Origin of the sequence: Leptospira mayottensis 200901116 (assembly GCF_000306675.2) — a bacterium.
GTDB classification, from domain to species: Bacteria; Spirochaetota; Leptospiria; order Leptospirales; family Leptospiraceae; genus Leptospira; species Leptospira mayottensis.
Genome location: NZ_CP024871.1, coordinates 1,812,501 through 1,837,500, shown reverse-complemented (window position 1 = coordinate 1,837,500; position 25,000 = coordinate 1,812,501). Strand labels below are relative to the sequence as shown.

At 40.9% G+C, this 25,000-nt stretch carries 28 protein-coding genes (2 of these 28 only partly in view); 1 reads left to right on the top strand and 27 read right to left on the bottom strand.

The features are described 5' to 3' along the window. The 24 genes from LEP1GSC190_RS08240 to rfaE1 form a co-directional block, all read right to left on the bottom strand. Positions 1–142: the start of a hypothetical protein gene (locus tag LEP1GSC190_RS08240; RefSeq protein WP_036035115.1), read on the bottom strand. It extends 608 nt beyond the left edge of the window; only the first 142 of its 750 coding nucleotides appear in the window; it begins with the start codon at positions 140–142; the stop codon falls past the left edge of the window. 91 nt (positions 143–233) lie between these two features. After that, positions 234–905 (bottom strand): ribonuclease HII, encoded by a 672-nt coding sequence (locus tag LEP1GSC190_RS08235; protein ID WP_002760982.1) that lies wholly within the window; start codon positions 903–905, stop codon positions 234–236. 6 nt (positions 906–911) lie between these two features. Further along, positions 912–1,322 carry a 50S ribosomal protein L19 gene (gene rplS, locus LEP1GSC190_RS08230; RefSeq protein ID WP_002761126.1) on the bottom strand — a complete coding sequence of 137 codons (411 nt, stop codon included), beginning with the start codon at positions 1,320–1,322 and terminating at the stop codon, positions 912–914. Beyond that, entirely contained in the window at positions 1,319–1,987 is a 669-nt protein-coding gene (trmD, locus tag LEP1GSC190_RS08225) for a tRNA (guanosine(37)-N1)-methyltransferase TrmD (RefSeq protein ID WP_004280339.1), read from the bottom strand. Before trmD ends, rplS begins: the two co-directional genes overlap by 4 nt. Then, positions 1,977–2,507 carry a ribosome maturation factor RimM gene (gene rimM / locus LEP1GSC190_RS08220; protein WP_036047950.1) on the bottom strand — a complete coding sequence of 177 codons (531 nt, stop codon included), beginning with the start codon at positions 2,505–2,507 and terminating at the stop codon, positions 1,977–1,979. Before rimM ends, trmD begins: the two co-directional genes overlap by 11 nt. Then, entirely contained in the window at positions 2,500–2,730 is a 231-nt protein-coding gene (locus LEP1GSC190_RS08215; protein ID WP_000391865.1) for a KH domain-containing protein, read from the bottom strand. The genes rimM and LEP1GSC190_RS08215 overlap by 8 nt, the downstream gene beginning before the upstream one ends. Beyond that, on the bottom strand, positions 2,730–2,996 hold the full coding sequence (gene rpsP / locus LEP1GSC190_RS08210; RefSeq protein ID WP_002761096.1) for a 30S ribosomal protein S16: 267 nt from the start codon (positions 2,994–2,996) through the stop codon (positions 2,730–2,732). The genes LEP1GSC190_RS08215 and rpsP overlap by 1 nt, the downstream gene beginning before the upstream one ends. A gap of 256 nt (positions 2,997–3,252) precedes the next feature. After that, entirely contained in the window at positions 3,253–3,900 is a 648-nt protein-coding gene (gene rpe / locus LEP1GSC190_RS08205; protein WP_002761090.1) for a ribulose-phosphate 3-epimerase, read from the bottom strand. Then, positions 3,897–4,892 (bottom strand): PASTA domain-containing protein, encoded by a 996-nt coding sequence (locus tag LEP1GSC190_RS08200; protein ID WP_002761075.1) that lies wholly within the window; start codon positions 4,890–4,892, stop codon positions 3,897–3,899. The genes rpe and LEP1GSC190_RS08200 overlap by 4 nt, the downstream gene beginning before the upstream one ends. Then, complete coding sequence (gene fmt, locus LEP1GSC190_RS08195; RefSeq protein ID WP_002761036.1) at positions 4,889–5,836, bottom strand: methionyl-tRNA formyltransferase; 948 nt, start codon at positions 5,834–5,836, stop codon at positions 4,889–4,891. Before fmt ends, LEP1GSC190_RS08200 begins: the two co-directional genes overlap by 4 nt. 1 nt (position 5,837) lies before the next feature. Further along, entirely contained in the window at positions 5,838–7,781 is a 1,944-nt protein-coding gene (priA, locus tag LEP1GSC190_RS08190; RefSeq protein WP_004280042.1) for a replication restart helicase PriA, read from the bottom strand. Beyond that, positions 7,778–8,623, bottom strand: a complete 846-nt coding sequence (locus LEP1GSC190_RS08185; protein WP_004280896.1) for a hypothetical protein — start codon at positions 8,621–8,623, stop codon at positions 7,778–7,780. Before LEP1GSC190_RS08185 ends, priA begins: the two co-directional genes overlap by 4 nt. Then, entirely contained in the window at positions 8,616–9,956 is a 1,341-nt protein-coding gene (locus LEP1GSC190_RS08180) for a sigma-54-dependent transcriptional regulator (protein WP_002761142.1), read from the bottom strand. Before LEP1GSC190_RS08180 ends, LEP1GSC190_RS08185 begins: the two co-directional genes overlap by 8 nt. A 6-nt stretch (positions 9,957–9,962) precedes the next feature. After that, positions 9,963–11,753: an LIC_11548 family sensor histidine kinase gene (locus LEP1GSC190_RS08175; RefSeq protein ID WP_004280674.1), complete on the bottom strand. Its 1,791-nt coding sequence runs from the start codon at positions 11,751–11,753 to the stop codon at positions 9,963–9,965. Positions 11,754–11,766: 13 nt separating this feature from the next. Next, positions 11,767–12,030: an HPr family phosphocarrier protein gene (locus LEP1GSC190_RS08170; RefSeq protein WP_010579011.1), complete on the bottom strand. Its 264-nt coding sequence runs from the start codon at positions 12,028–12,030 to the stop codon at positions 11,767–11,769. After that, on the bottom strand, positions 12,005–12,967 hold the full coding sequence (hprK, locus tag LEP1GSC190_RS08165) for an HPr(Ser) kinase/phosphatase (protein ID WP_002760971.1): 963 nt from the start codon (positions 12,965–12,967) through the stop codon (positions 12,005–12,007). The genes LEP1GSC190_RS08170 and hprK overlap by 26 nt, the downstream gene beginning before the upstream one ends. A gap of 3 nt (positions 12,968–12,970) precedes the next feature. Further along, on the bottom strand, positions 12,971–14,392 hold the full coding sequence (gene rpoN, locus LEP1GSC190_RS08160) for an RNA polymerase factor sigma-54 (protein ID WP_002761146.1): 1,422 nt from the start codon (positions 14,390–14,392) through the stop codon (positions 12,971–12,973). Beyond that, positions 14,389–15,114 carry an LPS export ABC transporter ATP-binding protein gene (lptB, locus tag LEP1GSC190_RS08155; protein WP_002761175.1) on the bottom strand — a complete coding sequence of 242 codons (726 nt, stop codon included), beginning with the start codon at positions 15,112–15,114 and terminating at the stop codon, positions 14,389–14,391. The genes rpoN and lptB overlap by 4 nt, the downstream gene beginning before the upstream one ends. Positions 15,115–15,123: 9 nt before the next feature. Beyond that, positions 15,124–16,494: an LptA/OstA family protein gene (locus LEP1GSC190_RS08150; protein ID WP_002761171.1), complete on the bottom strand. Its 1,371-nt coding sequence runs from the start codon at positions 16,492–16,494 to the stop codon at positions 15,124–15,126. Beyond that, positions 16,491–17,069: an LPS export ABC transporter periplasmic protein LptC gene (gene lptC / locus LEP1GSC190_RS08145; RefSeq protein WP_002761008.1), complete on the bottom strand. Its 579-nt coding sequence runs from the start codon at positions 17,067–17,069 to the stop codon at positions 16,491–16,493. Before lptC ends, LEP1GSC190_RS08150 begins: the two co-directional genes overlap by 4 nt. Positions 17,070–17,080: 11 nt before the next feature. Beyond that, a complete protein-coding gene (gene kdsA, locus LEP1GSC190_RS08140; protein ID WP_002761004.1) occupies positions 17,081–17,944 on the bottom strand; it encodes a 3-deoxy-8-phosphooctulonate synthase in 864 nt (287 codons plus the stop codon). After that, entirely contained in the window at positions 17,941–19,563 is a 1,623-nt protein-coding gene (locus LEP1GSC190_RS08135) for a CTP synthase (RefSeq protein ID WP_002760985.1), read from the bottom strand. The genes kdsA and LEP1GSC190_RS08135 overlap by 4 nt, the downstream gene beginning before the upstream one ends. Before the next feature lie 101 nt (positions 19,564–19,664). Continuing rightward, positions 19,665–20,141, bottom strand: a complete 477-nt coding sequence (gene rfaE2 / locus LEP1GSC190_RS08130; RefSeq protein WP_002761045.1) for a D-glycero-beta-D-manno-heptose 1-phosphate adenylyltransferase — start codon at positions 20,139–20,141, stop codon at positions 19,665–19,667. Positions 20,142–20,143: 2 nt separating this feature from the next. Next, positions 20,144–21,157: a D-glycero-beta-D-manno-heptose-7-phosphate kinase gene (gene rfaE1, locus LEP1GSC190_RS08125; protein ID WP_004280277.1), complete on the bottom strand. Its 1,014-nt coding sequence runs from the start codon at positions 21,155–21,157 to the stop codon at positions 20,144–20,146. A 108-nt stretch (positions 21,158–21,265) separates the two neighbouring features. Here rfaE1 and LEP1GSC190_RS08120 point away from each other — a divergent pair, with 108 nt between their 5' ends. Next, positions 21,266–21,835: an LON peptidase substrate-binding domain-containing protein gene (locus LEP1GSC190_RS08120; protein ID WP_237578350.1), complete on the top strand. Its 570-nt coding sequence runs from the start codon at positions 21,266–21,268 to the stop codon at positions 21,833–21,835. A gap of 251 nt (positions 21,836–22,086) precedes the next feature. Here the strand turns inward: LEP1GSC190_RS08120 and LEP1GSC190_RS08115 are convergent, their stop codons facing one another. The 3 genes in view from LEP1GSC190_RS08115 to LEP1GSC190_RS08105 are tightly spaced (at most 48 nt apart) and all read right to left on the bottom strand, a layout consistent with a single transcriptional unit that may run on beyond the window. Further along, positions 22,087–23,358, bottom strand: a complete 1,272-nt coding sequence (locus tag LEP1GSC190_RS08115; RefSeq protein ID WP_002761121.1) for a C40 family peptidase — start codon at positions 23,356–23,358, stop codon at positions 22,087–22,089. Between the two features lie 48 nt (positions 23,359–23,406). Then, positions 23,407–24,708, bottom strand: coding sequence for a peptide MFS transporter (locus LEP1GSC190_RS08110; RefSeq protein WP_004280825.1), 1,302 nt, complete (start codon positions 24,706–24,708; stop codon positions 23,407–23,409). After that, positions 24,684–25,000 carry the 3' portion of a cob(I)yrinic acid a,c-diamide adenosyltransferase gene (locus LEP1GSC190_RS08105; protein ID WP_002760977.1) on the bottom strand. 235 nt of this gene lie beyond the right edge of the window, so only the last 317 of its 552 coding nucleotides appear in the window; its start codon lies off the right edge, out of view; it ends in the stop codon at positions 24,684–24,686. The genes LEP1GSC190_RS08110 and LEP1GSC190_RS08105 overlap by 25 nt, the downstream gene beginning before the upstream one ends.

Here is a 25,000-nt window from a genome sequence, read left to right as displayed (position 1 = left end):
CCCCTCCTGGAAAAATGTCCAATACTAAGCCTTTGATATTTCGATTTAAAGTTAAACCGAGAAGATTCGAACCTTGAAACTCGGATTCCCTTCCTAAAAGAAGTCGTAAATTTCCCCTGAGAAAATCCGCAGAAAGTTTCATAAGAATTCGATCTCGAAAGGTATCATATCTTACAAATCCGAAACTTCCCAAATATTTCGGTCACTCTGCCTAATAATTAGACCTGAGCTTATTACCGTAGAAACTTTCCGGTAAAACTTCTCCTATGAATATCGGAAAGACCGTACTTAAGAATCAGTTCTTCGTGCAGTTTTGTTCCGTATCCCTTATGCTGATCGAATCGATAATTGGGATATTTTTTGGAAATGGAAGTCATATAGCGATCCCGACCGACTTTTGCTAAAATAGAGGCGGCCGCGATACTCACGATTCTAAGATCTCCTTTGGTATAAAAAGAGGAACGATTTTTGAAATAATTCCATTCTGGATAACGATTGAAGTTGTAATTTCCATCGATTAAAAGTTGCAGCGGAAGAGTGGATGAAACAGCTCGAATCGCCATTTTAGCGCATTTTCGAATTCCTTCTAGTACGGCTCGATTGATCCCTTCCCGGTCGATGTAATTCGGGCTTAAGAAGGTTCGGTACGAAATTTGTGCGGTTTTTAGAATTTCCGGATATAATGCTTCTCTCTTTCTCTCGGAAAGTTTTTTAGAATCCGTCAATCCTTTAAGAAGTTTACCTTCCAAAATCTGGTTAAGCGTATTTTGAGAAAAAGAAACCAATGCAACAGAAAGAGGCCCCGCATAAGGACCTCTTCCGGCTTCGTCGATTCCACAAGGAATCGATTCTGAATAAAACCGGTATTCTTCCGGTTCGAAATGAGTGAAAAACGACTCCGGCAAACCGGCTTATTCTGCTTTTGATTTTGCAGCAGTCTCTTGTTGTCTCCTTCTGTCTTCACTTACAAGGGCTTTACTACCCTTGAGTTCTTTGATACGAGCTGCTTTTCCGGATAAGTTTCTCAAGTAATAGAGTTTTGCTCTTCTTACTTTCCCTTTACGAACAAGTTCTATCTTGGCGATTCTTGGAGAAAACAAAGGAAAAATTCTTTCTACTCCGATATCATAAGAAACTCTACGAACGGTGAAAGTTCTTCCGTTTGCTTCATTTGCGATGGAAATTACGACACCTTCATAAACTTGAACTCTTTCCTTTCCGGACTCAATAATTTTATAATGTACTTTAACAGTATCTCCTACCGCGAAATTTTGTTTTCTTTCAGCGTCCGAAGTTAATACTTTTCTTAAAAGTTGATTCATAATTTCCTCTCTTGATCGGGATTGATCTTTTTTCTATTTTGTTCCCTCCACGCTAAAATCGAAGCGTGATTGCCACTAAGCAACACTTCAGGAACTTTCCATCCATTGTATTCCGAGGGTTTTGTGAACTGCGGGTATTCCAAAACGTCCGGATGATTATGAGACTCATCCAGAAGGCTTTCCCCTGCCCCTAAAAAGCCAGGCAAAAGCCTGGACACGGCATCTGCTATACAAATACTGGCTAAATCCCCGGCAGATAATACATAATTTCCAAGGGACATTTCCATGTCAACTAGATGTTCTGCAACACGGTGATCTACCCCTTCGTAATAACCGGAAATAAATGTTAAAGATTTTCCGATTTCTTTCAATTTGTTAGCGATGCCTTGATGAAACGGAATTCCCGATGGAGAAGTTAAAATAACAATTCCCTTATTCTCTCCCAAAGATAAAAGCGCCTTGTGAATCGGTTCCACCCGAAGAAGCATCCCCGGTCCCCCTCCGTAAATCGTATCATCCACTCGATTGTGTTTGTTCCCAGAAAAATCTCTTAGATGGACTGTGTTTATAGAAAATACTCCGGATTCAATCGCCTTTTGTTGGAGCCCTTCCGAAAAATAAGATTGAATCTTTTCGGGAAAAAGTGTGATGAAATTAAACTTCATTCCAAAGCTCCGGTTGTATCAATACGATCGTCTTTTTTTCCAGATTAAGTTCTCCCACAAAAACGTGTAAAAAGGGGATGAGAATTTCTTCCCCTTCTGGTTTTGAAAAGACAAGAATTGGGTGTGCCGGATTATCTTGTATATCTGTCAGTTTCCAATTTAGGCTCTTTCCAGATTCATCGATCGCTTGTAAACCTACAAGATCTCTGACATAAAATTCGTCCTTAGTTTTGATTTTCGGAAGAAGGTTTTGAGGCAGAAAAAGAATTCCTCCAACCCACTTTTCTGCTTCTTCGGGAGTGACGACTCCTTCAAAACGAACAACAAACTTTCCGCTATGTGGACGGATTTCTAAGAGAGTAATTTCTTTTTCGGGGAAATTGGGATCTGGTTTACCAAGTTTTAATCGAACTGGAAGTTTGAGCTTCGTGAGAATGGATTCCCGAACGTTGAAACGAAGCCATCCTTTGATTCCAAAGGGTTTGCCCAATTGACCGATGGAAATCCACCCTTCAGTCAATGATCTCTAGGGAGAAGTTTTTTCCTGCTTTTACAGAAGCCGCAGTAAGAATCGCGCGCAGGGATTTTGCAATACGACCGTTTTTACCAATGACTTTCCCCACATCCTTCGGGGAAACTCGGAGTTCGATGATATTTTGTTCTTCTCCTTCGATCTCTCGAATTACAATTTCTTCCGGAAATTCAACGAGAGAAGCAACAATGTACTTCAGTAATTCTTCCATTACTTTTTAAGAGCGGTTTTATATTCCGCCCAGATTCCTGCGTTCTTAAATAAGTTCAGAACGGTTCCGGTCGGTTGAGCCCCATTTTTCAGCCAAGTAAGGATTTTTTCCTTATGGAAGGTAGTTTGTTCTTTAATTTGAGCCGGGTGGTAATGACCTACGATATCTGCAAATTTTCCGTCTCTAGGTGCTCTGCTGTCAGCTGCAACAATTCTATAATGAGGATCGTGTTTAGTTCCAGTTCTTTGTAATCTAAGCTTTACCAAGGGATGTTTTCCTTTTAAGCCATTCTATTGTTTCGAATCATTGACATCCGAAAAAAGAATGCATAATTTTTACCAATATTGGACAATATGTCCCTCTGTCAAGAAAACATCCTAAAAGAATCAAGATGAAACGAATTCAAATATAACCCAGAATGAAAACGCAAAAGACGTAAACAAAGATATGATTTTTAAAAGATTTCTTCTATGATTATAGAATTTTCGATCGAATGAATCGGTACTTCTCACCAATCATTTTTTACCCCTTTGCTAAGGACTTTAGATTTCTCGCATTATCCATGGGTTTTCCTGTCTTATAAAGTCCAGCTCCGACGACTACGATATCCACTCCATTTCTCTTTAACTCCTGGATATTTGTATCGTTGACTCCCCCGTCCACCTCAAGTTCGATCGGTCTGATATGGATTAACTCTTTCGCTTTCCGGATTTTTTCCATTCCATTTGCGATGAACTTTTGTCCGTAAAAACCTGGTTCGACCGTCATCAAAAGAATCAGATCCACATAAGGAAGGACGTTTTCTAGAGTGGAAACGGAAGTCCCCGGATTTAGTGAAACTCCCACTTTTGTTCCGTGACTTTTAATTTCTTGAGCAAGTCGCACTGGAAAGTCGGTGGTTTCAATGTGAAATGTGATGCAATAGGGATTCAGTTCATAATATTTAGAAACGTGATTTTCCGGTTTGGAAACCATCAGATGTACGTCCAACGGAATGGATGTGAGGGCCTTCACTTCTTTGCTGAGTGCTTCTCCAAAACTGATCTGAGGAACAAAGTTTCCGTCCATCACGTCCATATGCATCAGATCAATCGCATTCGGATCGTAGTGAGGAACGGTTTCTCCTAGCTCAGTCAGCTTTGTCGCTAAAATGGATGCGGAAATTTTCAAAGCTCGTTCTCGTAGGATTTGGATTTTACTTTTGCATCAGACGCATCCAGAAGAGTTAGTTTTATGTTTCCCTTCCGATAAAATACGGTTTGAAATTTTTCGCCGTCTTTAAGAGCGATCGGAAGAGTCAACACATCTGGCTCTTCCTGATTGGGAGCCTTGATAACTGCTTTGTAGTCTCCGTCATCTCCGACTTCGTAAGAGAACATTTCGTAACCACTTTCAATTGCAAGTTCGGGTTCGAAGTAATAAACTTTAAAACGAACCTCGTCCCCTTCTAATCTTGCCGATTGAACAAGTCCGTTTTCCGAGCGAACCCGGGTATTTACGATTTCTTCCACTCTACTTTTGATTCCCGAACGAATTAAACTCTTTTGAACGAGCGGAAAGGAAGTACCTTGGAAAGAAACAGGAGAAAATTCCTCTTTAGTTTTGGACGGAGCCTTGGTTACAAGTAAGAACACTTTTTCTCTTGCGGAAGTATTCTTCCCCGGTTCCGGAATTTGATCAATGATCGTATTCGGAAGTTGATCTGCTTGTGGTTCGATGTAAGTGATTCCCCCGATTTGCATTTCGACATATGTTTCTCCTGAAAGAACTTTCTGAAGATTCGCTTTTGCAGAATCAATGGACTGACCTCTTACATCAGGAACGATCAAACGATCAAGTCCCGTGTTTACGGTTAGAACGATCTTGCTTCCTGCTTCGATTTCTCTTCCAGGACGAATGGATTGATAAAGAATGATTCCGTCTGTCTTATCCGGATAACGTTTGTTTTCCAGACGCACTTTCAATTGAAGACGGCCTAATTCGTTGTGAACTTCAGGATAGGATTTTCCAATCAAATCCGGAACGATTATCTTGGCTGTATTTTTAGTTCTTATAAATACGATTAGAAAAGCCGCGCTAAAAAATAAAAGGAGACCGACCGCTAAGAATAAGATGTAACCTCCGATCGGAAGATACTTTTCTTTGATTTGTTCCTGATTCACCCGAATGTTTCCCCTTCCTGGATTCTGAAACCGTTGAGAAAATCGGATGCAGACATCCTGTTTTTATTTTCCGGTTGTAATTCCAGAATTTCCAGAAATCTACCATCACCACACTGCGTAAGAAGGCCTTTTTTGTCCAACCGTTTCAATTTGCCTGGCTCCGGATTCGATTCGACAGGCAAGGAAGAAAGTCTTGTTTTCAAAATGCCTATTCTTTTTTCGCGAAACAGAGTTGTTGCGATTGCATCCGGATATAAGGCTCGGATTCGATTGTGCAGTTCTTCCGCTTTCAAGGACCAATCTAAAATTCTATCTTCCGATTTGATTTTTCCGCAATACGTTGCTTTAGTGTGATCTTGAGGAATAGCAGGAAACGGCTTTCCTTCGTAGGTCTTCAATAACTGAAGAATCGATTCGATCCCTGCGTCTGTGATTTTATCCATCAAGGTTCCCGTATTATCTTCTGGGACAATGCCGATTTCCTGAGACAAAAGAATATCTCCCTCGTCCATTTTTTCCCCGATGTATTGAATCGTAATCCCGGATGTGCTGTAACCTTTCCAAAGTGCAGTTTGAACGGGAGAAGCTCCACGTAGGTCCGGCAACAAAGATCCGTGTAAGTTAATAGAAAACAAAGGAGGGTGCTCGTACACCTCTTTGGGAAGAATGGAACCGTAGGCAAAGACCACATAAAGATCTGCGGGAAAGGAACCGAAATCAGCGATCGCTTTTTCTTTTTCCTTTTTGATCGATTCGTATTGAAATACTGGAATATGGTGCTTGAGCGCGGTTTTTTTTACCGGGCCGGCTTCAGGAATTTTACTCCTTCCCTTAGGACGATCTGGATTGGTGACGACAAACAATACTTCAGCAAGTTTGGAATCGATCAACGCCTGTAAAAGTTTTGCGGAATGTTCCGGAGTTCCAAAGTATCCAAGTTTCATGTTACACCAAATCCAAAGGATCGAAGTCGATTTCTAAATGCACTTTTTTTGAAAGTTTCAGAGGACGAACTTCTTTTTTTAAAATTTCCCTCCAATCGCTCGGAGAAGTAGTTTTGAGAATGATATGGTTCCTGAAGTTGGAATCGATTCTATAAAAAGGACAAGGCGCGTGGCCGAGCAAAACCGTATCTTTAGAAGGAAAAAATTTTTTGAGAACCCCGAATACGAGTTCGATCGTTTCCAGGGAAATACGTTCGTCTTTGGATCTGGAAACGATACGAACAAGCCTAGAAAACGGAGGATAAAAAAGTTCTTTTCTTACCGGTATTTCAGATTCATAAAATTGAATGTAATTTTGACTTGTCGCCATCCGAATCACAGGGTGATTGGGAACGTTAGTTTCAATCATCACTTCTCCCTTAAGTTTAGAACGCCCCGCCCTTCCAGCGACCTGAGTCAAAAGGGAAAAAACCCTTTCGTTGGCCCTAAAGTCCGGAAGCCCAAGGCCGATTCCGGCGTTTAAAACCCCTACCAGAGTCACTTGCGAAGCGTCGAGTCCTTTTGCAATCATCTGCGTCCCGGTAAGAATGTCGATTTTTCCTTCAAGCAATCGGGAAATCACTTCGTTTAACAAACTCCGGTCTTGGATAGAATCCTGATCCAAACGTTCCACTTTCGCTTGGGGAAACGCTTTTAAAAGATTCTCTTCCAATTTTTGGGTTCCGGTTCCTTTCAGAGTAAATCGCTCTCCCATCCTTTTTTCTAAGGAATCTAGATTTTCGGTATGGCCGCAAAGGTGACAGATCGCAGTCCCTTTTTTATGATAACAAAGATTTGTTGTACAATTCGGACAAGGAACGTAGGAAGAAGTTGAAGCAGAGTGGATTAAAGGACTATACCCCCTTCTGTTCAAGAGAAGAATTACCTGTTCTTTTTTATCCAGTCTTCGTTTGATCTCAAAGGAAAGATCGGAGCTAATAACGTTAGACTCTTTTTGATTTTCCACGATACGCACCGTGGGAGGGACGACTCCTTCCGGTCTTTTCGTAAGGGTATGAAGATGAATCTTCCCTTCTTTCGCTAAATGATAAATTTCCAACGAAGGCGTGGCGGTGCCCATGACGAGAACGGCATTGTTGGTTTTGCATCTCTGCATCGCCACTTGGCGCGCGTGATAACGGGGACTCGAATGTTCCTTAAAGGAAGAATCATGATCCTCGTCGATGATGACAAGACCCAGGTTTGAAACCGGAGCAAAGACTGCGCTTCTCGTTCCGACCGCGACTCTTTTTTTACCGCTTAAAAGTTCGTTGTATGCCTTGAACTTCTCGGAGATCTTAAGTGCGGAATGAAGCACAGCCAGATGTCCCGGGAAGATAAGCTCCAACTTTCGAATAATATGAAACGTTAAACTGATTTCAGGCACGAGTAGAATTACGGAACGATTCGGAGTTTCAAGGGCCTTTTGAATGAGGTGTATATAAATTTCGGTTTTACCGGAACCTGTTATCCCGAATAGAAGATGAACCGCAGTTCGACCGAAGGTGGAAAGGATATTTTGATAAGCGACTTCTTGTTCTTCGTTTAACTTTACAGGTTTGCCTTCCGAATCCGATGGAAACGCTTCAAGTTTAACCTGTCTTCTTCCCGCGGGAATCATCTTGTAGATACACTCTCCAAGAGAAGCGATGTATTGATCCTTCATCCAATATGCAAGGTCGATTTGTTCTCTAAGGACAATCGGAGTTTTATCTATAATTTTATCCACCGGTAAAACCTTATAATTCGGTTCGTTTTGATGAATCGATATGATAATTCCTTCTTCTTCTCTGTTTCTAAGTTTTGCTAAAACGCGGACCCCTACTTGGGTATTCGGCGGAACTTCGTAGGTAAAAGTATCTTCTTCGACCGGAAGATCAAACGCAACTTCGGCGTAATAGATCAAAGTATATCCTTGAGTTTGTTTTGAAAAAGTGATAGTTGGGAAAGAATACTTTCCTTAACTGAGATCTCCTCTTTTTTGATCGTCTCGAATTCAAAAGAATCTTTAGCTCCCCTAAAATTTTTACGTTTGGTTTCGATTGCCACAATGGCTTCGGGAGATCTAAGAACAATCATCGGCACTCCGGGAAGAAAGTCTAACGTTCTTCCCATCATTTCAAGGGCTTTTTCCTTTCCATAAACAGCAATAGCACTTGTTCCCAAAAGAATAATCCCTTTGATTTTTTCGGAATCGATCGTTTCTTTGACTTGAACTTCGCATTTTTCCGTTCTGATTTTCCAGTCTCCTGCATTCGATTTGGAATGAGCGAAAATACAAGCCGGATATTCTTGATAATAGAATTCTCTATAGCTGAATCCGAATTGTTTCTGAATCATTCTCCCGAAAAGTTCTTCGGCTTCTTTAGTCCTAAAAATCTGATCCGGAGAGGTTTTGGAAAATGCAGGTTTCCCTGGGACGATTTCTCCAGTATAATGAAGTACTAATATAGGTTTCCGTCCTTTGATTATAAAATTACGAACCGCACTGATCCGTTCGGAACAAAGTTTACAAACGAAGTTTCTCTCCACTGTTCTGGCGGCTCTTCGAACTTGAATTCCGGTCGCTTCCAATTCAAGATCGTGAGATTGAGAAGAAGGAAGCCAGGTATCCTCTTTCCAAATAAGCTCCGTAGTTTCCGGAGGTTGTTCTCCCGAAAATTGTAGGATCGGAACCTGCTTTTTTTGAATCAAAAAACGGAGATCCCCCAGAATTCTTCCGAGTTCGGAGATAATTTTCTTATCCATCCGTGTACTGATCCGAAGAAATGTTAAGCGACTTCATCTTTCTGTATAAATGAGAACGTTCTATTCCGAGAACTCGGGAGGTTCTAGTCACGTTGCCTTCGTTAGTCTGTAACGTCTTTATAATATACTGTCTTTCGAATTCTTCCTTAGCCTTTCGAAAATCCCCTAACTCCACCATCTCATTTGCCGTTTTGAAACCTTTCAGTGCATCTCTCGCGTCATTTGCGGCAATTATAGACCCCACTGTCATGATACAAAGCCTTTCCATAACGTTTTTTAATTCTCGAATATTTCCCGGCCAAAAATGATTTTGAAGGATGGAAATAGCCTCGGATTCGATTTTTTTCGGAGGTAGGTTGTTTTCTTCCAAGGTTTTAGAAATGTAATAATCTACCAATAAAGGGATATCGGAAGTTCTTTCCCGAAGAGGTGGAATCGTAATCGGAATCACATTCAATCGATAATATAAGTCTTCTCTAAACTTTCCTTCCCGAATTGCTTCTTCCACCGGAATGTTAGTCGCAGCGATAATTCTAACGTCCACCGTGATCGTCTCCGTACTTCCCAGTTTCTCAAATCTTTGTTCCTGGAGAATCCGTAAAACCTTTGCCTGCGTCGACAAGGACATGTCGCAAATTTCGTCGAGAAACAGAGTCCCTCCGTTGGCAGCTTCGAATTTTCCGATCCTGGAATCAGTCGCTCCCGTAAAAGCCCCTTTCGTAAATCCGAACAATTCGGACTCTATTAGTTCTTCTGGAATCGCGGCACAGTTCATTTCGACAAAAGGTAAATCCTTTCGTTTAGAATTTTTGAATATAGTTCTCGCAACGAGTTCCTTTCCAGTTCCGTTCTCTCCGTATATAAAAACTCGAGCGTTTGTAGAAGCGGCCTGAGCAATCGCAAACTTTACTTTTTGAATCGCAGGAGAGCTTCCCAGAATTTCATCATATTCTAATTTAATAGAGGAATATTTTTCCTCCGGTTTGATTACATTCTCAATCGCCTGAAGAACCTTTTCAATGGAGAGGGGTTTTTCCAAAAAATCAACGGCCCCTTTCTTGGTGGCCGAGACTGCAATTTCGATCGTTCCATGTCCGGAAATCATAAGTATAGGAAGAGTCGGATAAAGTTTTTTACATTCGTCTAAAATGACAATTCCATCTTCCTTGCCTAACCAGACATCCAAAAGAATTAAAGAAGGCCTTTCATTTTTAAGCTGTTTGAGTAAGGTTTTGCCTGTGGAAAACGTTTCCACTTCGAAATTTTCGTCTTCTAAGATTTCCTTGAGGGATTTTCTAATTTCGGGTTCGTCGTCGACGATAAAAATTTTCATGATCAGTTACGATACGGGAAGTTCGATTTGAAAACGACACCCGCCCATACGAGAAGAATCTACAGAAATATGACCATTGTGGTCAATCACACTTTTTTGAACGATCGCTAAACCGATTCCGGAAGTATTGCTATTTTTGGTCGAATAATACGGTTCAAAAACTTTTTGTTTCAATTCCGCAGAAATTCCGATTCCATTATCTTCGATTGAAATTACTGCAACTCTTCTCATGATCTTTCTTGTAGTCGAAGCGGAAATCAAAATCAAACCCATATAATCGGATAATTCCTCTTTCTCCCGTTTCCTTTCGATGGCTTCCATGGAATTTTTAATAAGGTTGGTGAGAACCCTCAGAATTATTTTTTGATCCAAAAATAATTGAGGAAACCCCTTTGAAATATTCGTTGTGATTTTGATTTGCGGAGTATGTTCAAAAAGTTTTACAGCTTCAAGAATGATCGGTTCCAGATTCTGATTGATTAGTTTCGGAGTAGGCATACGGGCAAAATCGGAGAATTCGTTTACGAGATGCTCTAATACGCGAACTTGTTTGATGATCGTATCGGTGCCAGTTGAAACGATTTCGTGAAATTGTTCCTTATTTTCCGATTTCATTTTTCTACGAATTCTCTCCGCGGAAAGTTGAATTGGAGTCAAAGGATTCTTGATTTCGTGCGCCATTCTCTGCGCGACTTCTTTCCATGCTGCAATTCTTTGACTTTGCATAAGCTCCTCGTCTTTTGATTTCAGATCTTTCACCATCTGATTAAAAGAGTCGATGAGAGCACCAATCTCTCCAGCTTCTCGGATTTCGAGATTAATATCCGTATCTCCCATGGAAATTTTTTGAGTCGCATTTGCCAGCTCTATAATCGGTCTGGAAATTTTTCTCGCGAAAAGAAGAGAAAAATAAATCGCAAGTAGAAAAATAGAAACTGTGATAATACTGAACGTTAGACGAATTCGATATGGAAGTTTCTCCTTGGTTAGATCTGCGCGATCGTAATTCCTTCTCGTAGAAATCACGGAGTATACGTTTCTTTCCTTTTCTTTATGAATTCTAATTCCTGTTTGAAGGTTGTAATTTCCGGTGGGAAACGAAACTCGGATGAAATACATACAATAATCCGGGCGATAACTTGAAAATTCCCTCCAACTCGAATTTTTCGAGAAGGACTTGAAATTTTTTTCCAAGGGTTTATATTTCAAAGCACGATTTTCTAAAATCGGTTTTTCATTTTCATAAATACCTACGTAGAACTCGTCACTTTGAATCAGATTGAGTTTAGAAGCTCCTGCAACTAAGGATTCCAAATTGAGAGGTTGTATTCTCAGAAAACTTTCCAAAAGGCGCGTTTTTTCAACGAGCAATTTTTTTTTGGGTTTTTCTTCGTTTAAAATCAAAGTTTCACCGGACAAAAGCGCTTCTTCTATATCGATTCCGTAGAACCTTTCGTAGAGTTTTCCGGTGACATTGGAGGAGAGAAATAAGATCGGCAACAAAGAAAGAAGCGCGACAAAAATAAACGATAACGTTAGACGATATCTAATGGAACTTTTGAGTCTTCCCGTCTCTAAATTACGTTTGTTCCTATAAAAATAAGAGATAAGAAGCGAAAGAGAAAAAAGCGGAATAAAAAAGAAGATATAAACCACAATTCTGTCCAAAAACCCTATATCGTCCGATATGGCGTTTTGATCTGAAAATTGAAACGTTTCGGCGAGAACCACGGAAATCAAAATGTTCAAACCTAAGACGAGTAAATCCCTTAGATAATATCTGGTTTCATCGTTCATGGATTTAAGTTTGTTAAACGAAATCGTTGTTTACGATATTACTCAGAGCCTCCAAGGCTTCGTCTTCCTTTTCGCCCTCGACTTGAATTTTAAATTCATTTCCGGGCGCAAGAGCGAGCATCATGAGTCCCATAATACTTTTTCCGTTCACGACGACCTCGTCTTTGACGACTGTGATTTCACAAGGAAATTTGGACGCGCAATTTACAAATACGGACGCTGGTCTTGCATGCATTCCAGTGCCGTTTTCATTAATTTTCAGGAGGATTTCTTTCAACTTTACCCTGCTGTAAATAATTACTTAGCTTTTGATTAAATTCTTGCGCCGCATTTTTACCCAGTTTACGTAGACGTTGGTTCATGGCGGCGGTTTCTACAATGATCGGAATATTTCTTCCCGGCCTGACCGGAACTCGAATGAGAGGAATCTGAACGCCCAAAAGTTCTTCTGTGGGATTTTCAAGTCCCGTTCTGTCGAAATCCTTGTCTTCGGCCCATTCCTCCAAACGGATAATAAGTTCTATAAGTTTATGATCCCTTACGGAACCGATCCCGAAGATATCTTTAATATTCAAAATCCCTAATCCACGAATTTCCATATGATGTCTCAGAAGATCAGAACAGGTTCCAATGAGATAACTTTCCGAAAGTCTTCTGATCTCAACCATATCGTCCGCAACAAGCCGATGTCCCCTTTCTATAAGTTCAAGAGCGGTTTCGCTTTTCCCTACTCCGCTTTTTCCAGAAAGAAGAATTCCAATCCCGAAAACTTCGATCAAAACTCCGTGTCTCATGGTTCTCGGCGCGAGACTTCGATCTAAGATCCCGGAGATAAGAGTGATGAATTTATGAGTGGAAACGTCGGAGATCATCAAAGGAATTCCGAGTTTTTCGCAGTTTTCCATAAAAATGGGAGGAGGCATGTTTCCGTGTGTGAAGATGATACAATTGAGATGAAAGCTGAAAAAATCCGCGGCTATGTTTTTTAAATCTTCCGGAATTCTGGAAGTGATGTAGGCCCACTCTCCCTTTCCAAAAATCTGGATCCGATCATGCGCAAAACTTTCGTAAAATCCGGTAAGAGAAAGTCCGGGCCGATTGATCTCGGACATATTGATCCGATTGGTAAGTCCTTTTTCCCCCGCGAGCAAACGTAAACCTAACTCTTCGTGTTCATTGAGAAGATTGGAAACGTTAATTCCGGGCATTGACATGGATTATCTGGACTCCAGAGATTTGACTTTTTTTCTTTGGCTGGAAGGAAGAATTTTTAATATCTTTCTGTACTTGGCAACTGTTCTTCTTGCGATTTCGATTCCTTGTTTCCCGATCGCTTCCACGATTTCCTGATCGGACAAAGGATGATCAGATTGTTCCTCTTTAACGAGATTTCGAATGAGATCGTGAATTTTTTTAGAAGACTCAATTCCGCCTTCGGAAGAACGAACTCCGGAGGAAAAAAACCACTTTAATTCCATGATTCCTCTGGAAGTTTGAACGTATTTGTTGGAAGTGATCCTGGAAATAGTAGACTCGTGCATTTCCAACTTTTCGGCGATGTCCTTGAGAGTCAGAGGTTTTATATACTGAATCCCTTTTTGAAAAAACTCGGTTTGCATTTCTATAATTGCGGAAGTGACCTTAAATAAGGTTTGCCTTCTTTGATTTACAGAACGGATAAGCCATTCCGCTGAACCGAGTTTAGACGTGATGTATTCTCTATCTGATTCCTTTGCATTTTTTAGAATATTCTTATATTCTTTATTGATTTTAAGGCGGGGTATCCATTCATCGTTGATGTATATATCGAATTCTCCCTCCACTTCCCTCACAATCACGTCAGGAATTACATAATCCGGTTTGTTTGAAGTGTAAAGGGTCGCGGGATAGGGTTCCAATTTTTTGATTTCGGACGCAAGGGACTCCACGGTTTCTAGAGAAACTTCCATCTTTTTGGAAATCGACTTATAATCCAGTTTTTCTAGATCCTTGATATGATCTCGAATTAGAGTATGAAGCTTTTGATCTTCCGGTTTTACGATCTGTGCCTGAATAAGAAGGGTTTCCTGGACATTTTTAGTTCCGATTCCGATCGGATCCAATCTCTGAATCTGATCCAAAATTTTACGTACTTTTTTTTCATTCAGCTTCATTTCCTTACAAAGATCCGAAATCGGAATCGTGATAAATCCGTGATCGTCAAGCATGGAAATTAACATTTCTCCGATGGAAATTTCTTCCGGCTTTAAACTGGAAAGCCTGAGTTGCCAAAGAAGGTGCTCCGACAAAGAATTTCTTTCAGGAGAAGACTCAATATACTTCTGATTTCGATCAGAAGCATCCGAGCCAGCACTACCTGCTTTGTCCAAGGAAAAATGATCCTGCCAGGTCACGTCCGAATTTTTAAGGAAGTCGTTCTTCTCTTTTCTCTTTAGATCGTCTCTGCTATACAGATCGGGGGTTCTATTTCTTTCCGAAGCGTATTCTTCCTCAAGCATCGGATTTTCCACAAGTTCAGAACTGATTCGATCTGAAAGTTCCAAAGTGGATAAAGGTAAAAGTTCTATGGACTGTCTTAGGTCTTGGGTCATCACCAATTTTTGAGTTTGTTTTTGAACCAGTGACTGACTAAGATTCACAGTGTAAAATCCTCGCCCAAATAGATTCTTCTAGTCTCCGGATCGTTTACAAGATCGTGAGTGGAACCGGAAATTAAAATTCTTCCACTATACATGATATATGCACGATCCGTAATCTTTAAAGTTTCGCGGACATTATGATCCGTAATGAGAATTCCAAGTCCTCTTTCTTTCAAAGACCCGATTACAGTCTGAATATCTTTTACCGCAATCGGATCCACACCGGCAAACGGTTCGTCCAAAAGAATGAAATCCGGATTTGTAACAAGCGCTCTTGCAATCTCACAACGTCTTCTTTCCCCGCCCGAAAGAGTATAACCTTTTTGATTGGCGACTCTCATAATCTGAAGTTCGATCAAAAGTTCATCTCTTCGCTTTATAATCTCGGTCCTGGAAAGATTCATCGTTTCCAAAATCGCTTCCAGATTTTCCGCAACGGTCAACTTGCGAAAAATAGAGGCTTCCTGTGCGAGATAGCCGACTCCGAGTCTCGCGCGGATATGCATCGGAGATTCAGTCACGTCTTGTCCGTCTATGTAAACTTTACCGGAATCCGGTCTTACGAAGCCCACTGACATATAAAAAGAGGTCGTCTTACCGGCTCCGTTCGGACCTAATAGTCCGACAACTTCCCCTTTTTTGATATTGAAGCTGGCTCCGTCTACGACCTTTCTTTTGTTGTAGACCTTGATAAGGTTATCCATTCGAAAGGTTTTGCTCATATACTCAGATCACTTTCCAGGGTCGATTCCGTCGGTCAAAAGGGCTCGGCCTTCTCTCGGAAAGAATATTATCCTTCCTGCATGAATGTCTCTGCCGTTTTTTCTTAGAATCGGATTTCCCTCAAGAAATACTTTTTCCTCTTTTTCAAAATATGTGGCGTATTCTCCCGTTGCGAAAGAATCCTTTCCCTCTATTAAAACATTTCCCCGGATTACGGTTTCATTCTTATCCATAAACCGTTCAAACTCGATCGCAGTCATCGTACTCGTGACCTCTTCCGTTTTTTTGTCTAAAAAATCAATTTTTCCGGAATCGGTCAAATGAATGTACTGGTCGTTTTCAAAGTAGTCAAGGACATTCCCGGAGAGGATCAATCCGTTTTCTCGATCATGAACTGTAATTTGATTTCTGGCTTCTATCTTAGAAGAATTTTTCCCATAACTGATTAACTTTTCTGCGTTCATTTTCAAATTACCGCGATAGATGGTCGCGTTTCCGTACAGACCAACTCTTGTCTCTCCACTTTCATCCTTGTCGCTCACAAGCTGATCTCCTTTAAAGATTGCAACTTTTGTAATTTCTTTTTTGATTTTTTCCTCCGTATCTGGAGGATCTTTTTTACCTTTATTCTCCACGACTTCTTTCTCTGTATAATTCTGAAAGAGAATACTTTCTCCAGCTAACTCCACTTTATTGATATTCGTATAAAACGTGAGTTGTTTTCCAGTGAGATAACGATCTTTTGCAATGAGAATTGGGTCCGGATCTGTCGTAATTTTATCTGAGTCTTCTTCAAATAATGCTTGCTTACAAAGAATGGTAATTTGTGGATGAGCGATAATTACGTTTTCCTTCAAGAGAGTCGTCTTATTAGCAAGATTTCTTTCGATGAATGTTGCAGAAATAACGGTTCTAACTCCACTTTTATCCGTGTGGAAAAGTCTGGGACGATTTTTAATAGTAACCTTTTCTTCAAGCTTATCGTATTCCCCCGTCCCCGCGCGAAGAGTCACACCATTGTCACCGTCTTGAACGACCACCCCACCTCGTAAAAATCCTTTGAATGCGTCCTTACCGTAAATCTCTATTTGGTTTGCAGAAAGTCTCACCTTTTTGTGTTGAATCCAAGCACCTCCATCCAAGATAAAGACCGTAACTTTCAAACCGGAAACGGTCTTGTCCTCTTGGGTCAGAGAAGATCCACCCCAAAAAGTTGGGAAATTCGAAGTTGCATCTTTTTTTTCCGGATTTTCCGGAGGAACATTCACGAATTTCCTGTCTGCGGTTTCGCTCCCCACCAGAAGCGGAGGCTTTACATTTCCATAATATGGAAAAAATGTAATACAAATAGATAGGAGAACAAGAAGTTTACGAATCATAGCCCCCCAGCCGCTTTCAACGGATTGGTACCTCCCTGTGTAATTGCACTCGGTTTTAAGATCGTGAACTTATTTAGATCCTTATCCGCTCTGAGTCCGATTCCACGGATCGTGGTTCCATCCGCGCTTACGGTTACTTCCGAATCGGACACCAACTTTTTCGTATCCATGTTGTATTCCATCACCTTGGCAATGAGGGTCTTATTATCTTCGGTTCTTAGAAAAATTTTACCTTCTAAGAGCATCAATCTTGTCTTATGATTGATTTCGCCTTTTTCGGCTAAAAGTTTGGATTTAAACTTTCCACCTTCATACTGATCGAAATCGATATTGTAGAATATTGTTTTATTCTCATTTACATAGACATAGGATTCTTCCGCTCTTAACTCCCACTGAAGCTGACCGCTTGCATCATAAGCTTCTCTTTTAAAGTTCCGAATCGAAATCGAAGAGCCACTCTCTTTTTCCTTTTCAACCCTTTCGTAATTTACCTTTTTACAATAGGAAAATGTTAGTATGAAAAAGACGCACACAACCGGAAGAGAAAAAATCCGATTGTTGATTCTGTTCTTCATAACGAGTCCGATTACGACTCGCTTCTGGAAACGAGAATCTCTTTTTTGACGTAACGATCTAAACCGATCATTTCTTTTAAAAGATTTTTGATTTGAGAGAGAGGATACTGAGTCGTCGCATCCGAAAGAGCCTTTTGAGGATCGGGATGTACTTCCATAAAAATTCCTTCGATTCCAAGAGAAACCGCAGAGCGAAGAATACTCGGAATAAATTCCCTTTGCCCACCCGTGCTATTTCCAGCCGCTCCAGGAAGTTGTGCGGAATGAGTCGCATCGAATATGAGAGGAATGTCGAATCCGTGAATGATCGGAATCGCTCTTGCGTCGAAGATCAAGTTACCGTAACCAAAAGAAGTGCCTCTTTCGGTTACAAGCACCTTGTCGTTCCCAGATTCCTTCATCTTTACCGCAATATGCCTCGTATCAGAAGGAGCGAGGAATTGCCCTTTTTTTACGTTCACCCATCTTCCGGTTTTAGCCGACTCGGCTATAAGATCGGTTTGTCTGCACAAAAAAGCGGGAATCTGATAGATATCGATCACGTCTTTTAAAGGAGCAATCTGATGCGTTTCATGAATATCTGTAAGAACAGGAACGTTGTATTTGTTTTTAATATATTCTAAATTTTGAATACCTTCCGCAAGTCCAGGTCCACGATAAGAGTTTACAGAAGAACGATTTGCCTTATCGAAACTACTTTTGAAAACATAAGAAATTTTTAATTCTTCGCAGATTTCGATCATCTCCGCACAGACTCGATCCAATAAATCCCGATTCTCCATCACGCAAGGACCGGCGATCAGAAAGAAAGGTTCGTCCCCTCCGATCTTACTTCCGTTTAGAAAATCTCTTTTAGTACAGGTATTGTCTCTCATGATGATCCTTTCTTCGAGTATTTCACGGCCGCACGGATAAATCCAGCAAATAAGGGATGAGGTTTCGTAGGTCTGGATTGAAATTCGGGATGAAACTGAACCCCTACAAACCAATTGTGTTCCGGAATTTCCACGATCTCTACAAGACTGTCATCCGGAGAAGTACCCGAAATCACCATCCCATTTTCTTCGTATTGTTTTCTATAGCGGTTGGTAAATTCGAATCTATGTCTATGACGTTCGTGAACGAGTATCGATTTGTATTCGGAATACGAAAGAGTATCCTTTTTAATTTTACAAGGATAAGAACCTAACCTCATCGTTGCGCCCATCTGTTCGATATCGTTTTGTTCTTCCAAAAGCGAGATCACCGGATATTCGGTATCCGGCCTGATTTCAGTCGAATTGGCGTCTTTGAGTTTCAAAACGTTTCTTCCATATTCCACGACGGCACATTGCATTCCGAGACAGATTCCGAAAAAGGGAATTCCATTCGTTCTTGCATACTCGATCGCGAGAATTTTTCCCTCGATTCCACGATCTCCAAAGCCACCCGGCACTAAAACCCCGTGAACATTCTTCAAAGAACTTTGGACATTGTCTTTATTTAAATTTTCAGGATCGATTTTGACGAATTCTACTTTGGTATCGCACGCAATTCCCCCATGGGAAAGGCTTTCATAAATGGAACGATATGCGTCTTGTAAGGAAATGTATTTGCCCACAATCGCTACTTGAACGGTTTGTTTTGTGGCGAGTAGTCTCCTTATCATCTTGTCCCATTCGGAAAAATTAGATTCTCGAAGTTCCATTCCCATCGTTTTGAGAACTACTTCATCTAGTTTTTCTTCCTTATACATTTTAGGAATTTCGTAGATAGATGTGGATATATCACTCGCAGAGATTACGTTCTCTTCTTTTACGTTGCAAAAAAGAGATAGTTTGTTTTTCATTTCCTTCGTCATGGGCTGAGAAACCCTACACACTAGGATATCTGGTTGAATTCCGAGCCCGAGCAATTCTTTGACTGAATGTTGTGTCGGTTTTGTCTTTGCTTCTCCAGCAGCGGTAATAGTTGGAACCAGGGTAAGATGGACGAATAGCACGTTCGAAGTTCCGTGCTCGTAACGTATCTGGCGAATCGCTTCTAAAAACGGAATCGATTCGATGTCGCCCACGGTCCCGCCGATCTCCACGATGATAAAATCGGGATTCTCCTCTCTGGCAACGATGTACATCCGGTTTCGGATTTCGTTCGTGATATGAGGAACTACCTGAACCGTACGACCCAGGTAATCCCCTTTCCTTTCTCTTTGAATGACCGTATTGTAAATTTGACCGGTGGATACGGAATTTTTGCGGGACAGTTTGGAATGAGTAAAACGCTCGTAGTAACCAAGATCCAAATCGGTTTCTGCTCCATCTGTGGTTACATAAACTTCTCCATGTTGATAGGGACTCATGGTTCCCGGGTCAATATTGATATAAGGGTCCATTTTTTGGAGAGAGACCGTGTATCCCCTACTTTCCAATAAACAACCCAGAGCCGCAACTGTGACCCCCTTTCCAAGTGAGGAACTCACTCCTCCTGTGACAAAGATAAACTTAGTTCTCGACAACTTGTGCTCCCGCCTTTTAAGAACAGAGTTTTTTAGTGTTTCTTGAAATTCAAACCGGAATTTCTAAGAATTCTGTCTCTAAAAAAATGGAATGATACGTTTTAGAGTTTCAGGATTTTCTCGATCAGAAGCGAAGTGGATTTTCCAGGTACGAAAGGTAATATTTCAACTTTTCCACCGAATTCGCGAACGATTGACGTTTCAGGCAAATCTTCCACCTTATAATCACCCCCTTTTACGTGAATCGAGGGTTTGATCAAACGAATCAGTTCGAGCGGCGTATCCTGGGAAAAAATGGTGACTGCGTCCACAAATCTTAGATTGGAAAGAAGAATCGCTCGATCGTCTTCAGGGACCACTGGTCTTTGTTCTCCTTTCAGACGTTTTACGGAAGAATCCGCATTAAGCCCTATCCAGAGAAAATCCCCGAGTTCTCGAGCCTGGGAAAGATACGTAATGTGACCTCTGTGGAGCAAATCAAAACATCCGTTAGTGAAAACAATGCTTTGATTCTCTCGAATTCGGTTCGCAAAAATTGTCACGTTTTCCCAAGGAACGATACGAATCTTCAAGTCCATATTTACTTTTGAAAACTTCCCATAGATTGCAAAGAAAAATCCAATTCCTCGGGAGTTACAGTTTCAGCTCCTAATTTTGCAATTACAACTCCCGCTGCAGCGTTTGCTACCACACTTGCATCCAGCTCGTTAAGACCCGCTGCATGATAGGCTGTATAAGCACTGATGACCGTATCCCCCGCTCCAGTTACATCGAAGACTTCTCTCGCTGCGGTTGGAATATGATAAATTTCTTTTTGAGAAGAGAGATATAAACTCATTCCCTTTTCTCCTCTTGTGATCATTAAAGAAAGACAGGAAAGTTTTTCGGAAATTTCCCGTGCGGCTTTTAAGATTTCGGAATCGTTTTCCAGTTTTTTTCCGATCGCTTTACCCGCTTCGTGATGATTCGGAGTAAGTATGCTCACTCCTTGGTAAAGAAAAAAATGACTCACCTGAGGATCCACTGCCACGATCTTTTTTTTATCTAAACAAATTTTGGTCACTTCCTGGATGATTCTTGGTGTTAAGGTTCCTTTATCGTAATCGGAAAGAATTACCGCGTCTGCGAAATCGATTCTTTCCAAGAATGCGTTGAGCAGTTTGTCTTCTTCTTTTTGATTTATGGGTTCTAACTCTTCCTTATCGATTCGACAAACTTGTTGGTGTCCCGCAATCACTCTTGTTTTTAAAATCGTCGGTATCCCCTCGGATTCGATCAGAAAATTTTGATTTTTATCCGTATTCTCATCCATGAGAAGTTTAGAAAGACTATTCGCTTTTTCATCCTTTCCGACTCTTCCAAGAACGATAGACTTTACACCTAAACTCGATAAATTTTTCACTACGTTTCCGGCCCCACCTAAAGTGATTTTTTCTTTACGAACCCAAATGACTGGAACGGGAGCTTCCGGAGAAATCCGATTCACTTCTCCAATGAGATACTCATCCAAAATGAAATCTCCGATCACGATGATTTTTAAATCTTTAAGACAAGCCGTTGAGGTTAGAAAACGATCTCTATTCAAATAGTACAAATTCTACCGATCCTTGGGATTTTGATTTACGGTTTCTTTCTAAGCAGTTATAGTAGCCTTCCTGTGTCAATCATTACTGTCCCAATCTTTCCACTGCCGGAAATCATTTTGTTCCCGGGGACATACTTACCTCTCCATATTTTTGAACCTAGATATAGATTGATGCTCGACTATTGTATGGAATCGAGCGAAGAATTGGCCATAGCTCCCATCCTTCCTACAAAATCAAAAACTCTTTCCAGGCATCCTGAAATCGAAACCGTATTCGGTTGGGGAAAGATTATCCGAAGAGATCCTCTTCCCGATGGAAGATCCAATATTCTTCTGGAAGGAAAGGGAATCGCTAAACTAATCGACTACGAAACGGTGGAACCTTTCCGGGTGGCGAAAATCGAAAAGATTGAACCGGACTTCGAATATCTAAAGGACGAAAATTTTAAAAAGACTTTCGAAAGACTTTTGTTTTTGACGAAGAGAATTCTTCTTTCCGAGGGTGCAGGAGAAGACTTAATTCTTAGAATGAATGAACTCGTAACTCATCCTTTCCCGATCGACTTTATCGCCTCAATTCTCAACTTCGAATTTTCTAAAAAACAGGAAATCCTTGTGGATCCGAATCCTATGGAAAAAACGAAGATTTTGATGGAAATTGTGGAAGAACTAAATTTGAGAGAATGAAAAATTCAGATTTCAAGGAGGTGTATCTTATAGGGGACGTATTTTTATTATCCACGACGGACGTTATTACATTCTTCAATCCATTCCGTAGCCCACTCAAATCCGATAATCGATCGACTCAATACTTCAAAAAAATAAGTAGAAGAGATAAGAATCGTTTTTTGATTCAGAAGCTCATCGGATTTGAGGTCCTACATTTCACAAATATTATAAATACTCTACCATTTACAAACGTTGAACCCAACAGATCGTCACTGAACTTTTTGAAACAATCTTCTCGATGTCACGTAACGGTCTAACCACCATTTCATAGAAATCTTATCGATCACAACGCCTCTCGTGGAAGAAGCGTGCGCAAATTCCCTCTCACTGATGACAAGTCCCACATGAGTAATCTTACTTTGATTCGGAGAAGCCGAAAAAAAAATCAAATCGCCCGCTCTCAGATTGCCGTGGGAAACACTGCTTCCCGACTTAGCTTGTTCTCTACCGAGACGAGGAACTATTTTTAAAGGAACTCCCACTCTTTTGTCCGTCAAAGAACTGAATGTAAATCCAGAACAATCTACTCCTTTTTTAGAAGTCCCTCCCCAATAATAAGGAGTACCTAACCATTCCTTAACTACTGAAAGTAAATTAGAAGAATTCAATATTCCCCATTCGGTTTTACCGGGCTGGATCGGAGCATCCGGTTCCAGCTCTGGAACCAAAGGAGGTTCTGGAATATTTTCCTCAAATCCAAATTTCGGTCTGTCTCCGATTACGACTTCACCAGCAGAATCCAAACTGCCGTCCAAGGTTCTTGCCGTTGAGATCGCTGCCGTCCAGGAATCCAAGGACTTACTTTTAGTACCATCGTGTAAAGACTTAAGCTGAGATAAAAGATCGGATGCAAGAGTATAACGATCGTTTGTCGGATTAAAAAAAACTGCCTGTCTAAAAGCAGAGTCCGTTTTCTCAAAAGGAGAAGCCGCCCCCTTACTCGGAAAAAGTCCCAATACTCTGGATGCAAGTCTGTTTTCCGGAATTCCCACATACTTTCCTGCAATGAGAGCTCGTCCCCCGGCCAAAATGGAAAACCCGTCCCAACTGGATTTCAAAGCCGTCGATAAAAACACATTTCGAATCTCTTCTCGAATTCCAGCCTTATCCGTCTCTTTTACAAACAAGGACACTAAAACGAAGTCCTTGTTCGAAAGTTTCTGCTTGGATAAAATTGGTATCGCATCTTCCGTTTCCGTAAAACGCATTCCGGATAAGGAAACGTAATATTGACTTACAATCAGATCCGCAATCATGTCGGGGGCCAAACCTTCCATAATCGCCCAGGGGATTGTGTTTTTAGTGATTTCGATCACCTTCGGATCTTTGGATTTTCCGCCTAATTTCTGAAAAACGGAATTTCGGATTAAAAGGGTCTGCCCAGCTTCGAAATCCTCTTTGAGCAGATCGGAAAACGGGTCCGCAAAAACGGACACAGAAAACCAAACAAGTACCCAAAAAATCACCAGAATTCGAAACATCATAATCTCCTAATATATAAATTTGAGAATATACAAAAATTCGTTCTTTTAGAAATCCACGCCGTGCATCCAAACTCGAAATCTCTTTCGCACGAGATAAAGAGCGCTCCCTCCCGCAAATGCAAATCCCGCAAACATTCCGAAAAACGCAGGGAAACTGTCCGTTTTCATAAGGCCCGCCAATTCTCCAGCAAGAATATTGCCGAAAAAACTAGAAAGAAACCAAACCCCCATCATAAAACCTCCGAGATGACTCGGAGCCAATTTAGTAATGAGTGCTAATCCTCCGGGAGAAGTAAATAGTTCTCCAACGGTGATACAAACGACCGTTAGTACAAGCCAGATCGCAGAAATTCTATGTCCAAGTCGAAAGTCAAGAGTAGTTAACGTTAAAATCAAAAAGCCCAAACCCAAAATAAAAAAACCGTATACAAACCGGATCGAAGTATCCGGCTTCCAACCCCTTTTGGAAAGGGCGGTCCAAAAGAAAGCTACAAGCGGAGCCAGAATCAAAATCAAAAGAGGATTTAAAGATTGAAAAAAAGGCGTCGGAATATCATATCCGAACCAGTTTCGATCCACATGACGGTCGATGAAAAGATTCATAGAAGAACCGATTTGCTCGAATACCGCCCAGAAAATGATCGCAAACGCGGTGAAGATCAGAATAATTACGACTCTTCGCTTTTCTTCTTTCGTTAAAGGAAAATGTCTGCTTCCTTCGTCGATACGTTTTTTATCCGGTTTAAAAACACGATCCGAAAATCTTTTTTGCCCCAAAAGGAAAATTAAAATCCCGAATAACACGCCAAAGGCGGCCACTCCGAATCCATATCCCCAACCGAAAGATTCGCTGAAATATCCGCAAAACAAAGGTCCTAAAAATCCACCTAAATTAATTCCCATATAAAAGATTGTAAAACCGGAATCTTTCATGTGGGCTTTATTTTCTTCTTCGTAAATTCTTCCCACGACCGTAGAGATATTCGGTTTAAAAAAACCAACTCCAATGATGAGTAAGGCCAAACCGCAAAAGAAAAACGGTTTTGTTTCAAAAGCAAGACTTAGGTGTCCGAACATCATGAGAGTCGTTCCCAGAAGAATGGACTTCTTAAAACCCAGATACCGATCCGCTAAATAACCGCCAGCGAGAGGAGTTAAATAAACGAGTCCCGTGTAAATACCATAGATTCGATTTGCATCCGGATCCGAAAAGTGAAAAACCTTGGTGAGAAACAACACGAGCAAGGCGCGCATTCCATAAAAGCTGAATCTTTCCCAAGTTTCCGTAAAAAATAAAACGGGGAGCCCCTTCGGATGTGAATTCAGATTTTGGCTCTGGAGGTCCATAAAGGTTCCTGAATATTCTCTTCTAAATTCGCAAAACGAGCGGCAACGAAAAAGAAATCCGAAAGACGATTCATAAACACCATGGGAGGGGGAAAAATCTCAAGCCCCTCCTCCTTGAATTTCACCATGTCTCTTTCCAATTTTCTCGCTACAGTTCTGGAAATATGTAGAAACGCAGAGGCTTTGGTCCCGCCAGGGAGAATAAACTTTTTTAGAGGTTCTAACTTCTCCTGCATTCGATCGATTTGATTTTCTAAGAAAGTAATGTCTTCTTCTAAAATGCAGGATTCTT

Bases quoted from the DNA above. Each gene is read 5' to 3' on its own strand.
- rplS (WP_002761126.1), bottom strand. From the start codon at position 1,322: ATGAATCAACTTTTAAGAAAAGTATTAACTTCGGACGCTGAAAGAAAA.
- trmD (WP_004280339.1), bottom strand. From the start codon at position 1,987: ATGAAGTTTAATTTCATCACACTTTTTCCCGAAAAGATTCAATCTTAT.
- LEP1GSC190_RS08215 (WP_000391865.1), bottom strand. From the start codon at position 2,730: ATGGAAGAATTACTGAAGTACATTGTTGCTTCTCTCGTTGAATTTCCG.
- fmt (WP_002761036.1), bottom strand. From the start codon at position 5,836: ATGAAACTTGGATACTTTGGAACTCCGGAACATTCCGCAAAACTTTTA.
- LEP1GSC190_RS08185 (WP_004280896.1), bottom strand. From the start codon at position 8,623: ATGGATAAGAAAATTATCTCCGAACTCGGAAGAATTCTGGGGGATCTC.
- LEP1GSC190_RS08180 (WP_002761142.1), bottom strand. From the start codon at position 9,956: ATGAAAATTTTTATCGTCGACGACGAACCCGAAATTAGAAAATCCCTC.
- LEP1GSC190_RS08175 (WP_004280674.1), bottom strand. From the start codon at position 11,753: ATGAACGATGAAACCAGATATTATCTAAGGGATTTACTCGTCTTAGGT.
- hprK (WP_002760971.1), bottom strand. From the start codon at position 12,967: ATGTCAATGCCCGGAATTAACGTTTCCAATCTTCTCAATGAACACGAA.
- lptB (WP_002761175.1), bottom strand. From the start codon at position 15,114: ATGAGCAAAACCTTTCGAATGGATAACCTTATCAAGGTCTACAACAAA.
- LEP1GSC190_RS08150 (WP_002761171.1), bottom strand. From the start codon at position 16,494: ATGATTCGTAAACTTCTTGTTCTCCTATCTATTTGTATTACATTTTTT.
- lptC (WP_002761008.1), bottom strand. From the start codon at position 17,069: ATGAAGAACAGAATCAACAATCGGATTTTTTCTCTTCCGGTTGTGTGC.
- kdsA (WP_002761004.1), bottom strand. From the start codon at position 17,944: ATGAGAGACAATACCTGTACTAAAAGAGATTTTCTAAACGGAAGTAAG.
- rfaE2 (WP_002761045.1), bottom strand. From the start codon at position 20,141: ATGGACTTGAAGATTCGTATCGTTCCTTGGGAAAACGTGACAATTTTT.
- LEP1GSC190_RS08115 (WP_002761121.1), bottom strand. From the start codon at position 23,358: ATGTTTCGAATTCTGGTGATTTTTTGGGTACTTGTTTGGTTTTCTGTG.
- LEP1GSC190_RS08110 (WP_004280825.1), bottom strand. From the start codon at position 24,708: ATGGACCTCCAGAGCCAAAATCTGAATTCACATCCGAAGGGGCTCCCC.